14 protein-coding genes and 2 tRNA genes are annotated in these 14,264 nt (G+C 39.0%); 7 read left to right on the forward strand and 9 right to left on the reverse strand.

The genetic code is table 11. The features are described from left to right. Nucleotide 1: 1 nt before the first annotated feature. On the reverse strand, nt 2-1,075 hold the full coding sequence (dinB, locus tag E4F24_RS13050; protein ID WP_140939520.1) for a DNA polymerase IV: 1,074 nt from the start codon (nt 1,073-1,075) through the stop codon (nt 2-4). 171 nt (nt 1,076-1,246) lie between these two features. Between dinB and E4F24_RS13055 the strand changes: the two genes are divergently transcribed. From E4F24_RS13055 to E4F24_RS13075, 5 genes are all read left to right on the forward strand, one after another. Beyond that, a complete protein-coding gene (locus tag E4F24_RS13055; RefSeq protein WP_140939522.1) occupies nt 1,247-2,122 on the forward strand; it encodes a carbon-nitrogen hydrolase in 876 nt (291 codons plus the stop codon). Nucleotides 2,123-2,170: 48 nt separating this feature from the next. Next, the gene (locus E4F24_RS13060; protein ID WP_140939524.1) at nt 2,171-3,217 is read left to right on the forward strand and encodes an agmatine deiminase family protein; all 1,047 of its coding nucleotides are present in this window, start codon (nt 2,171-2,173) and stop codon (nt 3,215-3,217) included. A gap of 48 nt (nt 3,218-3,265) precedes the next feature. Then, nucleotides 3,266-4,468 carry a porin gene (locus E4F24_RS13065; protein ID WP_140939526.1) on the forward strand — a complete coding sequence of 401 codons (1,203 nt, stop codon included), beginning with the start codon at nt 3,266-3,268 and terminating at the stop codon, nt 4,466-4,468. A 150-nt stretch (nt 4,469-4,618) separates the two neighbouring features. Beyond that, nucleotides 4,619-5,734, forward strand: a complete 1,116-nt coding sequence (gene lpxB / locus E4F24_RS13070) for a lipid-A-disaccharide synthase (RefSeq protein WP_140939528.1) — start codon at nt 4,619-4,621, stop codon at nt 5,732-5,734. 37 nt (nt 5,735-5,771) lie between these two features. Beyond that, on the forward strand, nt 5,772-6,407 hold the full coding sequence (locus E4F24_RS13075; RefSeq protein WP_140939531.1) for a hypothetical protein: 636 nt from the start codon (nt 5,772-5,774) through the stop codon (nt 6,405-6,407). A gap of 92 nt (nt 6,408-6,499) precedes the next feature. Here E4F24_RS13075 and mnmA read toward each other — a convergent pair whose 3' ends face one another. Continuing rightward, nucleotides 6,500-7,591: a tRNA 2-thiouridine(34) synthase MnmA gene (mnmA, locus tag E4F24_RS13080; RefSeq protein ID WP_140939533.1), complete on the reverse strand. Its 1,092-nt coding sequence runs from the start codon at nt 7,589-7,591 to the stop codon at nt 6,500-6,502. A gap of 184 nt (nt 7,592-7,775) precedes the next feature. On the opposite strand from mnmA, the gene E4F24_RS13085 reads away from it, so the two are divergent. Continuing rightward, nucleotides 7,776-7,851 (forward strand) — tRNA-Phe (locus E4F24_RS13085). 38 nt (nt 7,852-7,889) lie between these two features. Beyond that, nucleotides 7,890-7,962: transfer RNA gene (locus E4F24_RS13090), tRNA-Phe, on the forward strand. Between the two features lie 103 nt (nt 7,963-8,065). On the opposite strand, the gene E4F24_RS13095 is transcribed toward E4F24_RS13090, so the two are convergent. The 7 genes from E4F24_RS13095 to E4F24_RS13125 form a co-directional block, all read right to left on the reverse strand. Further along, nucleotides 8,066-9,016: an MBL fold metallo-hydrolase gene (locus tag E4F24_RS13095; protein WP_140939535.1), complete on the reverse strand. Its 951-nt coding sequence runs from the start codon at nt 9,014-9,016 to the stop codon at nt 8,066-8,068. Continuing rightward, the gene (coaE, locus tag E4F24_RS13100) at nt 9,016-9,600 is read right to left on the reverse strand and encodes a dephospho-CoA kinase (RefSeq protein WP_140939537.1); all 585 of its coding nucleotides are present in this window, start codon (nt 9,598-9,600) and stop codon (nt 9,016-9,018) included. The genes E4F24_RS13095 and coaE overlap by 1 nt, the downstream gene beginning before the upstream one ends. Before the next feature lie 4 nt (nt 9,601-9,604). After that, nucleotides 9,605-10,552, reverse strand: coding sequence for a hypothetical protein (locus E4F24_RS13105; protein ID WP_140939539.1), 948 nt, complete (start codon nt 10,550-10,552; stop codon nt 9,605-9,607). Between the two features lie 653 nt (nt 10,553-11,205). Further along, on the reverse strand, nt 11,206-11,526 hold the full coding sequence (yajC, locus tag E4F24_RS13110) for a preprotein translocase subunit YajC (protein WP_140939541.1): 321 nt from the start codon (nt 11,524-11,526) through the stop codon (nt 11,206-11,208). A 24-nt stretch (nt 11,527-11,550) separates the two neighbouring features. Continuing rightward, entirely contained in the window at nt 11,551-12,009 is a 459-nt protein-coding gene (locus E4F24_RS13115; RefSeq protein WP_140939543.1) for a DUF1573 domain-containing protein, read from the reverse strand. A 68-nt stretch (nt 12,010-12,077) separates the two neighbouring features. Next, nucleotides 12,078-13,025, reverse strand: a complete 948-nt coding sequence (gene nusB, locus E4F24_RS13120) for a transcription antitermination factor NusB (protein ID WP_181182490.1) — start codon at nt 13,023-13,025, stop codon at nt 12,078-12,080. 50 nt (nt 13,026-13,075) lie between these two features. Next, nucleotides 13,076-14,143 carry a Leu/Phe/Val dehydrogenase gene (locus tag E4F24_RS13125; protein WP_140939545.1) on the reverse strand — a complete coding sequence of 356 codons (1,068 nt, stop codon included), beginning with the start codon at nt 14,141-14,143 and terminating at the stop codon, nt 13,076-13,078. Between the last annotated feature and the right edge of the window lie 121 nt (nt 14,144-14,264).

The following is a 14,264-nucleotide window of genomic DNA, read 5'->3' on the forward strand; positions in this document are numbered from 1 at the left end:
TCTAAAACAGTGACAATTGATTGCTTTCCAACTTTTTTATGTCTTCTTCATAGAAATTGGAAAGCGTAACACCAAGAAGTCTTACTTTCTTTTCATCTAAATGGAGATTATCAAATAATTTTTCAATTTGCGCATAGATATCAGCATAAGAGTTGATATAGTAAATTGAAGTATAACTACGGGTGATTTGTGTAAAATCTGAAAATTTGACTTTCAAAGTAACCGTTCTTCCCATTTTCGCTTTACTGTCTATTCTCTTTTCAACTTTTAGCACTAGATTTTGCAATTCGGCTTTGAGTAGCATTACATCCGAAATATCTGTTTCAAATGTATCTTCAGCCCCGATAGATTTACTTATCCGATTGGGCTGCACCGGTCTGTTGTCCTCTCCTCTTACAATATGGAAGTAAAACTTACCAGACTTACCAAATTGCCGAATGAGTTCCTCTTCCGAATATTTTTTCAGGTCTTTACCATAATGAATACCTTTTCCTTTCATTTTTTGAGCCGTAACTTTTCCGACTCCAAAAAATTTATCAATAGGCAATGCTTCCATAAATGGAATTATTTTAGACGGCCCTATAAACGTCAATCCGTCAGGCTTATGGTAATCCGAAGCAATTTTCGCAATAAATTTATTGGTCGATACACCTGCTGAAGCGGTAAGATTTAACTCGTTACGAATCGCATCTTTTATTTGCTTTGCTATTTCTATAGCTGACCCAATTTTTAATTTATCTTCAGTAACATCCAGATAAGCTTCGTCCAGAGACAATGGTTCGATCATATCGGTATACCGCTTAAAAATAGTACGGATATGAGACGAAACATCTTTATAAACATCAAAACGGGGCCGTGTAAACAACAAATGTGGACACAACTGAAGGGCCTGACGCGAAGACATAGCCGATCGCACCCCGTATTTACGTGCTTCATAACTGGCCGTAGCTACAACCCCTCTTCCGTCCGGAGAACCTCCAACAGCTAAGGGCTGACCCCGAAATTCAGGAAAATCCCGTTGCTCTACTGATGCGTAGAATGCATCCATATCGATATGTATAATTTTACGCAACATGCCCCTTAAAAGGTGTTTTCTTGACCAGCTACCATTTTACATTTATCGATTAACATGAATACTGTTTTAGATATGCAAATTTATGTAATAAATAATCCAGATTATATCCCCTTTAGATATAATTAATGCAATAATCTTATCTTTGCAACGTACGATCATAATTTAGAAAAAATGAGCAAAGTAAACGTTGGTATAGTTCAAATGTCTTGTGTAGAAGACAAGCAACAAAACCTGGATAAAGCAATTAATAAGGTAAGAGAAGCTGCTGCTAAAGGCGCTCAAATTATATGTCTTCAAGAATTATTTACTTCATTATATTTCTGTGATGTTGAAAATTATGACAACTTCGACCTGGCAGAAACTATACCCGGTCCATCAACAGATGCCTTATCAGCTGTGGCGAAAGAACTGAATGTTGTTATAATTGCTTCGCTATTTGAAAAACGTGCACAGGGTTTATATCACAATACAACAGCGGTATTGGATGCGGATGGCAGCTATTTAGGGAAATATCGTAAAATGCACATCCCCGATGATCCGGCATTTTATGAAAAATTCTATTTTACTCCGGGGGATTTAGGTTACAAGGTATTCTCTACTAAATTCGGAAAAATCGGTGTATTGATCTGCTGGGATCAATGGTATCCGGAAGCCTCACGTATTACCGCTTTAATGGGGGCTGAAATTTTATTTTACCCTACCGCAATTGGCTGGGCAACGGATCAAGATGAGGAAACAAATCAAGATCAGTACAACGCCTGGCAAACGATTCAACGCTCGCATGCAGTAGCCAATGGTGTACCTGTGGTATCTGTAAATCGTGTTGGTTTTGAACAAGAAGGTGCGATGAAATTTTGGGGAGGAAGCTTCGTAACGAATGCGCAAGGTAAATTATTATATCTCGCCTCTCATGATAGCGAAGAAGTGGATGTGGTAGAGATCGACCTGCAACAATCAGATTATTTCCGTAAGCATTGGCCTTTTTTACGCGACAGACGTATCGAAACCTATGCTCCAATAACAAAACGGTTCCTGGATGAAGATTAATATTCAAATGAAGATGGTAATTTCCGTATATACTAAACATTCGATAAATTGAATAATTTAAATACCCCAAAAAAGGAAGGCTTTAGTTTCCCTGCCGAATGGGAAAAACAGGATGCCTTATGGCTAAGTTGGCCGCATAAAGAAGAATCGTGGCCCGGAAAAATTGAATCAATTTTCAAGCCATATTCTGAATTTATTAAAGCTGTAGCGGATGGTCAGAAAGTAAGGATTAATGTGAGAGATGAGGAGATGAAATCCTTTGCTTTAAAATACCTGACAGAAACATCTGCTAATTTAAAAAACATTGAATTCTTTTTTCATCCGACCAATGATGCCTGGTGTAGGGATCACGGTCCAGCTTTCTTGTTGAATAAACAAACCGGAGAAAAAGCAGTGGTGGATTGGGGCTATAATGCCTGGGGAGATAAATATCCGCCCTACGACTTAGATGACATTATTCCAACTAAGATCGCTAATCATTTCGGACATAAACTCTTCACCCCTCCTATTGTTATGGAAGGCGGTTCTGTCGAGTTCAACGGTAATGGAACAGTTTTGACAACCACTGCCTGCCTGCTTAATAAAAATCGTAATCCACATTTGAACCAAGAGCAAATCGAAGTCTATCTAAAAGAATATTATGGGCAACAACAAGTTCTTTGGCTCGGAGACGGTATTGTAGGAGATGATACGGATGGCCATATTGACGATATTACCCGTTTTGTTAACGAAGACACCGTATTGACTGTTGTAGAAGAAAATCAGGAAGATGAAAATTATGCCATTCTACAGGATAACCTCAAAACATTGAAAAATCTGAGACTATTGGATGGACGCCCTTTACAAATCATTGAACTACCTATGCCTCACCCCGTGGTCTACGACGAGACGAGACTTCCGGCATCTTATGCAAACTTCTATATCGCTAATGAGGTAGTAGTCGTTCCGACTTTTGCAGACAAAAATGATCAAAAAGCATTGGACATTATTCAACGCTGTTTCCCCGACAGAAAAGTTGTCGGGATCAATTCAATAGATATAATATGGGGATTAGGGAGTTTCCATTGCTTAAGCCAACAAGAACCGTTCATATAAACCTGAGGATTACTCACATCCAGTTATCAACCATTAAAAAGAAAATAAATGAGATTAATTAAAAAGGCATCAATAGCCTTATTTTCCATACTAAGTGTATGTAATTTTGCAAAAGCTCAGGAACGAGATGATCGTGCCACTATTTTAAATTTTAAAGGTATTCAATACACTTCTAAAGACTCACTGTTCTACACAAACTTTAGATTCCGTATGCAAAACCGTGTGGGGTTTTCAAATACGTTAGACGGAGCAGATAACGGAAAATTTGATGCGCGCATACGCCGCCTCAGAATGCGAATGGACGGCTATATCTATACCCCAAAGATTTCCTATTCCGTACAACTTGCCTTCACACGAGGAGATCAGGATTTCGATGACACGGGTATCCCGAATATTGTACGTGATGCTGTATTATTCTACAATTTCTCTAATGATTTCTACATATCTTTCGGTCAAAACAAACTGCCCGGCAATCGCCAACGGGTCAATTCCTCCGGACAGTTGCAGTTCGCTGACCGATCACTTGTAAACAGCAATTTTACCGTAGACCGAGATTTTGGTTTGAGTTTCAATTTAAGCAAGAAAATAGGCAATATGCCCATTAATGCCAAAGCTGCCATTTCAACGGGAGAAGGACGACCGGTAAATACAACAGACAAAGGTCTCGCTTACACGGGAAGAATCGAATTTCTGCCATTTGGAAAATTCAAAAATGACGGAGATTATTCTGAAGGAGACATCGAACGTGAAGAAACACCTAAACTATCAATCGGCACAGGATACAGCTATAATGACAACACCGTACGTGAGGGCGGACAGACCGGACGATTCGTTAAAAATCCTTTTACATTAAAGACAGCGTTTGCAGATGCTATTTTCAAATATCAGGGTTTTGCTTATCAAGCAGAATACATGCAACGTGACGTTGATAACCCACTTAACATAATTGATAACGATAAAGCAGAAGAAACCTGTGCGTATAAAGGCTGGGGGCTCAATCAACAGAGCTCATATCTATTAAACCATGGTTATGAAATCGCAGGACGGTACACCTATGTGAGACCTCATTCCGACATTGCCAACTTCAAAGATCAGATCGAAGTTCTTGAAATAGGTTTAACAAAATATATGAAAGCACACAGGCTCAAATTTCAGTTGAATACAAGCTATACCGTGAAAGACGGTATTTACAACAACAGCAACAACAAAAGTGCATGGGGAGCCATGTTCCAGGTAGAGCTGGGAATCTAAAAAGAATAATGGCTTGAAAATATTTTCAAGCCATTATTCTTTTTAGATCAATCCTCAAATTATTTTACCTTCCGTTATGGAATTCCGCTCTTTGCTGCATCATTTGGCAAAGTTTCCGTAATTTTAAAGTTATTTAATATTCATACCTTAATGAAATACTATATCATAGCAGGCGAAACATCAGGTGATTTACATGGTTCCAATCTGATAGAAGCATTGAAGATAGAAGATCCTTCGGCAGAATTCAAAATTGTCGGAGGTGACCTGATGGAAGCTGCGACAGGGCATAAACCTCTGATACACACTTCAAAAATGGCATTTATGGGATTTGTAGAGGTACTCAAGAACTTAAAAACCATTTCCCAAAACCTAAAGACCGTAAAACAGGATATCCTGGAATACGGTCCAGACACAGTGATATTGATTGATTTTCCAGGATTTAATTTAAAAATCGCCTCTTTTGCGAAAAAGAATAACCTTAAAGTTTGTTATTATATTTCTCCTAAAATATGGGCATGGAATCAGGGCAGGGTACACAAGATCAAAAAGGTTGTAGACCACATGTTCTGTATACTTCCTTTTGAAGTTGATTTTTATAAGCGCTTTGGGGTAAAAGTTGATTACGTAGGAAATCCACTTTTAGACGCAATTTCCAGCTACTCCTTTCGCCCTAACTTTATCACAGACAATGGTTTGGGATCAGAACCAATTATAGCGCTGTTGCCCGGTAGCCGCAAGATGGAAATCGATCACATCTTGCCCGATATGGCAGAACTTTATTATGCGTTTCCGGGGCATCAGTTGGTAATTGCCGGCGCACCTAATTTCGATGAGTCCTACTATAGAAAATACACAAATGATTTACCAATTCCCATCGTTTTTAATCAAACCTACGACTTATTAAAGCATGCGCAAGCAGCAGTCGTAACGAGTGGCACAGCGACATTAGAGACAGGGATATTGAGTGTGCCACAAGTGGTCGTTTACAAAGCCAATGCCATTAGCATTATGATCGCACGCAAATTGATTAAAGTACGCTTTATTTCTTTAGTAAACCTGATCAACGATTTTTTATCCGTAAGAGAGCTTATACAACAGGACTGTAATCCTGAGGATATTCGAGATGAGCTTAAGGAATTGATTATGAATCCAGAGCATCGGGCAAGTGTATTGGAAAATTATGACCTCCTGGCTAAAAAACTTGGCACCCCCGGAGCCTCGAAAAAAACAGCTCAGCTAATTGTAACATATTTAAAGAATGATTAAACCATTCGACTTAATCGAAGTTAAACTAATAATAGATATGAAAAGAAAAATAATATTAGGCGTATTTGTGGCTATACTTGGCTTTCTTAGTGCTCAAGCTCAGGTGAATGAGCAGCATTTTGATAAACTAGTACTCAACAAAAAAGAAAAGAAAGTCTTTTCTGAACGCGATTCCTCGGCTGTTATTTATATTGACACCCTAATTATGAAGGATAATTCTTCTTTGCAATTCTTTGGTAAAAAAGATGTAAAACTTATCGTAAAACATGCGGAGATAGGAAATAAAGCACTAATCAGCGGTCAAGCAGGTCAAAATAATGCGTCTGACTTTGACATCACGATAAATTTTCAAAAATTAGGATCCCTGTATATAGTAGCTCGCGGCATAGATGCCTTCAATGGCACCAAAACATTCCCTAATGGTGATGCCGGAAATGTAAACATCAGCTACAATAAGGACGGGGTTTCTCCACAGACTGCAAATAAAAAAGATAAAAATTATCTGTTCGTTGATGTGACACCCGGTGGTCTTCACGTAACGCCTAACTTGGAAATAACAAATATCTATAGGCGTATCGCATCTTCGCCACCCGGTTTAATCGGGCTTCCACAAGGACAAATCTATTCAGGATCTCCGGGAAAGGAAGGAAAAGTAACGATTACGGGTAATTAAAACCTGTTATAATAAGACACAAAAGGTGCTAAGAAAAATCTCAGCACCTTTTTGTATCTTACTTAGATATATTACCTGTTCAATAAGCTTTGTTACTTCATTAAAAAACCACCACCTATCAAATCATTGCCTTCATAGAAAACAGCAGATTGACCTGGTGCAATCCCTTTTACATTATGGGGGAAATCAACCCGCATAATATTTCCTTGCTGAGTGAGAACAGATTGTGCCCCCGCATCTTTATAACGAATTTTTGTGATCGCATTCATTGGTTCTTCCAAAGAAGCGTATTTAATTAGATTAATATCCCGTACCAAGGCCTCTGCTTTCTCCAATTCGTGCTCCTCGCCTACCACTACTGAGTTGCTTTCCGGTAAAATTTCGATAACATACATAGGCTTGCCAAATGCGACACCTAATCCCTTACGCTGTCCTATCGTAAAATAGGGATAGCCTATATGCTGCCCTACTACTGTGCCATCAGAAAGAATAAAATTGCCCGGCCCTATCTCTTGATCCAATGAGGGTTTCTTGTGTCTTAAAAAAGCTCTATAATCGTTCTCAGGCACAAAACAAATCTCATAGCTCTCCGATTTATTCGCGAGCTCTTGTTGTCCCATTTCCAATGCCATCTGGCGAATTTCCTTTTTCGTAAAGTTTCCCAATGGAAACTGCGTCCGTGCTAAGTTTTCCTGAGAAACTCCCCACAATACATAGGATTGATCCTTATTCTCGTCACGTCCTTTGGAAATTACATACCGTCCGTTATCATGTATGCGAATATTCGCATAATGTCCGGTGGCTATAAATTCACAATCCAACTTGTCGGCTCGTTTCATCAGCGCAGACCATTTGATGTGTGTATTACACAATACACAAGGGTTAGGAGTACGTCCGGCGATATATTCGTCCACAAAATTATCGATTACAAAATCACCAAACTCGTCTCTTATATCTAAAATATAATGTGGAAATCCATAGCCTACAGCTAAAGCTCTTGCATCATTAATACTATCCAGACTACAGCACCCCGTCTCCTTTGAAGAACCACCCGAACTTGCATAATCCCAAGTTTTCATGGTAATTCCGATGACTTCATATCCCTGCTCATGTAACATCACGGCCGCCACAGAACTATCCACCCCTCCACTCATTGCGACCAATACTCTACCCTTTTTACTCATAACAATTCAATAAAGTGCAAAGATACCCTAAATTCGTGGATTCGAGTGTTTATTTGATGTAATTTTATCTTAATCAGAATCAAGGCATTGGGTTTTCTCCCGAAAATATTTACCTTAAAAGTTTTAGAATTAAAAAAAAGAAACTACATTTGCATCGCAACAACGGTAAAAAGTTAAGCAAAAAGGTGCCATAGCTCAGTTGGTAGAGCAAAGGACTGAAAATCCTTGTGTCGCTGGTTCGAATCCAGCTGGCACCACCAAAAAATCTGAAAGTAACAGATTCAAATCAAAAACTTGAGGTGCCATAGCTCAGTTGGTAGAGCAAAGGACTGAAAATCCTTGTGTCGCTGGTTCGAATCCAGCTGGCACCACGCTAAAACCGCTTTAAATAGTGTTACGAAGGTAGAAATTGTATTTTACTGACGCACTTTTTGAAGCGGTTTATTTTTTTCTCGAATTTTATGATAAAAGCATCTAAATTTTAGCCATATTCCGAACAACGATCTTTCCTTCAAAATAGCTTTTTAGCATGGCCCCGTCTCCATGTACAGTCCATATCTCTCTCGGATCAGACGCTTCAATACATTGAAGCAAATCGTTCCAATCCACATGATCTGAGATGTAAAGAGACAAATCGTTATTGTGTTGTAACCTTTTCCAACCGGAAGCAAAAACCCGTATAACATTCTTCGCCCGGAAGTAACTGTTAAAAGTCAATGGCGGCACCAAATATATCTTGTTTACACCGTCCTTCATCACTTTACGGTTATAGATCTCATATTTTAGTGGCACGAAACCGAAGGTATCGTAGATGCGATGAATCGGAGCAATGTTGTGATGTACATATATTACCTTTTCAGGGCAATACACGTTTAAGAGGTAAGTTAGCCTTTGCGCCTTACCGAGAGAATAACATCCCAACATCATGTTATGATTTGTCGTAGCCAGCTTAGAGATTTCTTCTACCTGATCCGGATGCGAAATATCTGGGTTAGCAAAAGTTGTTTCTGTTATGAGTACATCAGCCTTTACAAAAACGAGGGGTTCACATGTAGCATCGTCCTGCAGCTTATAATCTCCCGTGTATAGATATCTTGTCCCCTTGTACTCCATGAGTATTTGCGCCGAACCCAAAATATGGCCGGCAGGAAAAAAAGTAATCTTCACATCAGCCAAAAAGAAAGGTTCGTTATACGCGATCACCTTATAAGAGCCCGGGTCTTGCCTTGTAAAACGGTGCTGCATAAAGATTGTGGTGGTATTCGTCGCTAGAATACGGCGATGTCCGGGTCTAGCATGATCGCCATGCGCATGTGAAATTAATGCAGTATCCACAGGCATTAGAGGGTCAATGTAGAAATCACCATACACGCAGTAATAACCTTTTGCCGTTTCCACCAAAAAATCAGTAATAATTTCAGCCATTATTTTCCCAATAACTTATGGTGAATAGCCAATACCTGTGGCAACAAAGGGGTAATTTCATCATTAACGACAATAAAATCTGCATACCCTTTCTTCTCTTCTTCAGACATCTGCCTGCTCATCCTGTCCAATACCTCTTCCTCCGATACCTGATCTCTTTTAATCACTCTTTCTATACGAAGTTCCAACGGAGCTTCGACTAATATCGTATAATCCAGCGATTGATAAGAACCGCTTTCATAAAGCAGAGCAGCTTCTTTAAGGCTATACGCTCCCCTTTGTTTTTCCGCCCAATCCACAGCGTTTTGGATGACAACAGGGTGAACAATCCCATTTAATACCTGAAGCTTCTCAGGGTCTTTAAATACCTTATCAGCTAACCACTTTCGATTTAATGCACCATCTTCACAATAGGTTTCAGATCCAAAGGCATCCATCAAGCCCCGACGCACAATATCACTGTTAGTCATAATGTCTTTCGCTTCCTTATCTGCATCATAAAACGGCACTCCCATACTTTTGAAAATTTTGCTGACAAAACTCTTTCCAGTACCTATTCCTCCTGTTATTCCTATCTTTAACATGTTATTATTTTCTGACGAAAAAATCTACATTTTGCGGTTCAATCTTAATAATCTTACAAAAATCAGGAACCTGGGTCAATATCACGGGCAGACTCGTCACGCCATCCTCAACCCAACTTTCTAAATCAACAACTGCTTCAAAGTCCCTGGCAGACCATTTGTTATAATCTTTTAATGACACCAAGGTAGTGATAGTGACCTTACTTGGAACAGTTCGTACAGATGTAAATTTCCTGGCATTTTCAATCTTTAAAGGTATCTCGATCACCTTTTCCGTAAGTTCTCCTACCGGAATCACGATTTCTGCTATCGTAGGATAAATTGTGATATTCGTACGTTGATTGCGATTGATATTAGCTACCGTTCGTACATCCGTTTGGATCTGTATCCCTCGAATCGTATCCGTCTCCAAAAATTCAATATTAGCCACATCCTCCAGAGGGCCTGTAATCGTGACATATTCCGGATTTGCTTTGGTCTCACCTGTGATACCGTACTGTTTTCGAAAGGTGATATTATAAGGCACTTTTACAGGTACTTTTCGCTGAGTTTGCTTCGAAAAATCGAAGTAAAGCGTATCCGGGGAAACGTGAGTTACTTGCTTATTTGCCGGAAATTGCCGATTGATAAATCCCAATTGATTGCTGAATACGATAAAGTTTCGATTCTTCAGATTACTGAGATCCACCTGAAGATTAGAACTGTCCGGATTAAATTTACTGAACAACATATCCCAACCACTCATTTTCACACGCACCTTAACCGTATCTGACTGCAGCGGATGAAAAGCTCTTTTTTCCGGAATATTAACATATTCTATACCGGTCTTCAACGTAACGGTGTATTTATTAGAAACAGCAATTAAGGTCCACGCAATAAACGAAATAATAATACAACGTACAAATATCGAAATCTTCCGACGCTGGTTCTTATTAAATCTTCTCCGCTTCATTACACAAAGTTAATAAATAGTCTGAGATCAATCTTAAAAAGTAGGAGGATAATAAAAATGAAGGATTTTCTTTTACAATTTTGTTAATACCACTCTCATTACCTTTCCGCCACTAGCCGTGGCAGGGCTCCTTCTTTCTCCTTGACGAGAAAGAAGCAAAGAGTCAAGGCTGATACCGTATTTGTCGTTCCGGCTATGCGATGATGCAGTGCGCAGCTCTTAGGCCTCCACCGCTCCGTCCCAAAGCAAAGGCTGAGACCTGCTTGGAAAGTACAAACTCGAACCTTTCTGCATGGCATCATCTGCTGCCTACTCGTCCAAATCCGCTAAGGCCGTTTTTTTTTATTCAGCTGAGGAATAAAGTAATATCTAAGAATAAAGCACTATCCTTACATGCCCGACAAATGTCGCCTTAGCGAGTCGACAATTGCAGGAATGGTGAACCGTCGTGTCGAGCCGGTACAGCGACGACTTTTGCTTCTTTTGAGAGAAAAGAAGGAGGCCGCCCGCCGATGAGGGCAAGAAAAAATTGATTAAGAAAATCCTTCCTTAAACATCACCAAAAACCATTTATTCGACCCACAGCCTGCTATAAAACAATAAAGCCATTCAGAGAACTGAACGGCTTTAAAATTATACCTTTTAAAAATGAATTACGCTTTTTTTGCGCCCTCTCCGTTTGCTAAGCGAGATGCCTCTAAAGAGATTGCAGATTTGTCAAAACGCATTTTCACACCTGAACCTACATCTACCAAAAAAGTAGTATCACTTACTTCAACGATTCTGCCGTGAATACCTGCCGTAGTTACGATCTTTGAATTCACACCTAACTCTTCAATATACTTTTTGTGATCCTTTTGTTTCTTCATTTGCGGTCTGATCATGAAGAAATAAAATACCACGACGATTAAAATCATTGGGAAGAAGCTCATTATACTACTTCCACCTGCTGCTTGTAATAAAACTGTTAACATTATTTTCTTTTTTTAATTGATTACTTATTTATTTTCTACTGTACCCTTAATTTGAATAGTAGTTACCCTATTGATTGCATTGGAACTCACCGTAACTATTTTTTGTTGGGTCCCGACTTGTCCTTGACTATTAAAGCTCACTTTGATCTCACCTTCTTTGCCAGGTAATATCGGATCTTTCGTATAATCCGGAGTTGTACATCCACAGGAAGCGCTTACGGCAGAAAGGATAACAGGTTCTTCACCTGTATTTTTAAATTTAAAAATATGATTCACCACTTCGCCTTCTTTAACAGTACCGAAATCAAAAACATCTGCTTCAAATTCGACCTTCCCTGTACCTGACAACGGCTCTGTATTCTCCGTAGGTGTATTCACTCCGGTCGGATCTACCTTACTTGCTTCCGCTGTTTTTGGTTGATTGTTACAAGCTGCAAAAAAAACGATTGAAGCCAAACCTATACCCAATTGTTTAAATTTCATCTCTGTGTATTATATTTATTATTGACATGAGCCCCTGATTATTATTAAACACAGGGATACATCTATACTTAATCTTTTAATCCTCGACCGACTTTACGGATACGGCCCTGCTTAGTCAAATCCGCTAAAATTTTATCAAGTATACCATTTATAAATGTATTACTTCTTAGCGTACTGAAAGATTTAGATAACTCAATATACTCATTTATCGTCACTTTCACAGGGATGCTTGGAAAATTCAACAGTTCACTAATAGCCATACGCATTAATAAAGTATCCATCAACGCGATACGATCTGCTTCCCAATTTTTCGTTTTGTCCGATATGAGCTGTTGATACTCCGGTGTATAACGAATAGTTGTCTTCAATAATTCTTCGATAAACTCACTATCTTCATCCCAATTAGGCGTCAAATCCGCCAATTTATTTTGTGATGGATTTTCCGAACTAAAGTTTTTGAATGTCTTAGCAACCATCGCTTGAAGAACTTCTTTGTCTACTGACCAATTGATGAATTTTTCTTCGAAAACCTGTTCGATTTCGACCGTTTTAAGGATGATCTTTTTAAAGATATACTTAATGATATCCTTCTCTCCTCCAATACTGCGATCATCTCCTGATAGATACTCCAAATAAGCTTCTGAATCTTTTAACTGGGCAAATACCGAACGCACAATCTCCGGATCAAACTCCCAAGACACCTTATATTTTTTGACAAGCTCCAGATATTCTCTATTCTGACGGAGCGACTCAATAAAAGTGTTCGTATTTAATTTGGTGGTAAGGATTTTATCCTTTTCTGTCGGCAAAAATTTTGCAGCACGGCTTTCTGCATCCAATACTACATATTCAGCCACTTCATCCAATAGATTTAGTGTCCAAATGTACATCTCATTTACCTCTTCCACACTTTTAAAAAGTGCCTTTTGAAAATCTTTAACTTGTTTATCTTCAGACAAGCTGTACGCATAAAGCGTCTGCATTACTTTAACCCTAAGGTGTCTTCTATTAAGCATATTTATTTAAAGAACGATTGTTTTAATATATAAGAACGATTTTGTATTTACTATCTTTTTAATTTCCCGATATCCTTAATACGCTTTTCCGCAATTTGCTGAGCAGCTTCAAACGTCGTGATCCCCTCTTCACGGGACTTTTGTATTACATGTCGGGTAGCACTATAAATGTTTCTAATCAAAGACTCGGTACGCTCAACACCATATCCTTCCAGTTCGGAAAAACAGCTAATCAATGCGCCTGAATTAATCAAGAAATCTGGAGCGTAGAGAATATTATGATCCTTTAATGCCTGAATAGTAGCTTCCTCATCTTTTAATTGATTATTTGCCGAGCCAGCTATAATTTTACAACGCATCTTCGGAATTGTTTCTGGATTGACAGTCCCGCCCAGCGCACATGGAGCATACACATCTACATCTAATTCATAACTTGTCGAATACTGAATAGGCTCAGCTTTATACTTAGCCGCAATTTTCATTTTACGCTCTTCGGTCATATCCGACACATAAACCCGCGCATTTTCTGCACGCAACATGGCCACCAATTGCTCACCTACACTTCCGACACCTTGCACCGCTACCTTGCGTCCCGCCAATGAATCATCACCATAAAGTTCTTTGATGGCAGCTTTGATACCATAAAAAACACCTTTCGCAGCGAAAACCGTTGTGTCCCCTCCTCCATTAAGAGCGGTAGGTAAACCCGCAACGTAATTAGTTTCTGCGTGAATATATTCCAGATCTTTTTGAGAAGTACCAACATCTATAGAAGCAATAAAACTTCCATTTAGACCTTCTATAAATTTTCCAAAACGACGCATCAATACTTCCGTTTTATCTGTTCTATTGTTACCGATAATAATAGCACAGCCACCTCCTAAATTTAATCCGGCTAAAGAAGCTTTGTAGGTAATCGCCTGCGACAGGCGCAGTGCGTCCTCAATAGCTTCCTCTTCTGAAGTATACGGCAACATCCGCACTCCACCTATAGCAGGCCCCAATGTGGTATCGTGAATAGCTACAATAGCTTTCAATCCAATATCCGGATCATTGCAAAAGAAAAGATTTTGGTGTCCTAAAGGACGCATTAATTCAAAAACAGAAGTATTTTGCATATCTAATAACAACAATTATGGTCGCTTTATGACTTTGCAAAAATACAAATAAAATCCTTCTCCATTGTAATTATTCGAACATAAAATATCCATGAATATTCCCTACCTGCAATAAGCAAGG

The organism is Sphingobacterium lumbrici (assembly GCF_006476045.1).
Classification (GTDB): domain Bacteria; phylum Bacteroidota; class Bacteroidia; order Sphingobacteriales; family Sphingobacteriaceae; genus Sphingobacterium; species Sphingobacterium lumbrici.

Coding starts and splice junctions, on each gene's coding strand:
- E4F24_RS13115 (WP_140939543.1), bottom strand. CDS start 12,009: ATGAAATTTAAACAATTGGGTATAGGTTTGGCTTCAATCGTTTTTTTT.
- E4F24_RS13065 (WP_140939526.1), top strand. CDS start 3,266: ATGAGATTAATTAAAAAGGCATCAATAGCCTTATTTTCCATACTAAGT.
- E4F24_RS13125 (WP_140939545.1), bottom strand. CDS start 14,143: ATGCAAAATACTTCTGTTTTTGAATTAATGCGTCCTTTAGGACACCAA.
- mnmA (WP_140939533.1), bottom strand. CDS start 7,591: ATGAGTAAAAAGGGTAGAGTATTGGTCGCAATGAGTGGAGGGGTGGAT.
- E4F24_RS13055 (WP_140939522.1), top strand. CDS start 1,247: ATGAGCAAAGTAAACGTTGGTATAGTTCAAATGTCTTGTGTAGAAGAC.
- E4F24_RS13095 (WP_140939535.1), bottom strand. CDS start 9,016: ATGGCTGAAATTATTACTGATTTTTTGGTGGAAACGGCAAAAGGTTAT.
- coaE (WP_140939537.1), bottom strand. CDS start 9,600: ATGTTAAAGATAGGAATAACAGGAGGAATAGGTACTGGAAAGAGTTTT.
- E4F24_RS13105 (WP_140939539.1), bottom strand. CDS start 10,552: ATGAAGCGGAGAAGATTTAATAAGAACCAGCGTCGGAAGATTTCGATA.
- yajC (WP_140939541.1), bottom strand. CDS start 11,526: ATGTTAACAGTTTTATTACAAGCAGCAGGTGGAAGTAGTATAATGAGC.
- lpxB (WP_140939528.1), top strand. CDS start 4,619: ATGAAATACTATATCATAGCAGGCGAAACATCAGGTGATTTACATGGT.
- E4F24_RS13075 (WP_140939531.1), top strand. CDS start 5,772: ATGAAAAGAAAAATAATATTAGGCGTATTTGTGGCTATACTTGGCTTT.
- dinB (WP_140939520.1), bottom strand. CDS start 1,075: ATGTTGCGTAAAATTATACATATCGATATGGATGCATTCTACGCATCA.
- nusB (WP_181182490.1), bottom strand. CDS start 13,025: ATGCTTAATAGAAGACACCTTAGGGTTAAAGTAATGCAGACGCTTTAT.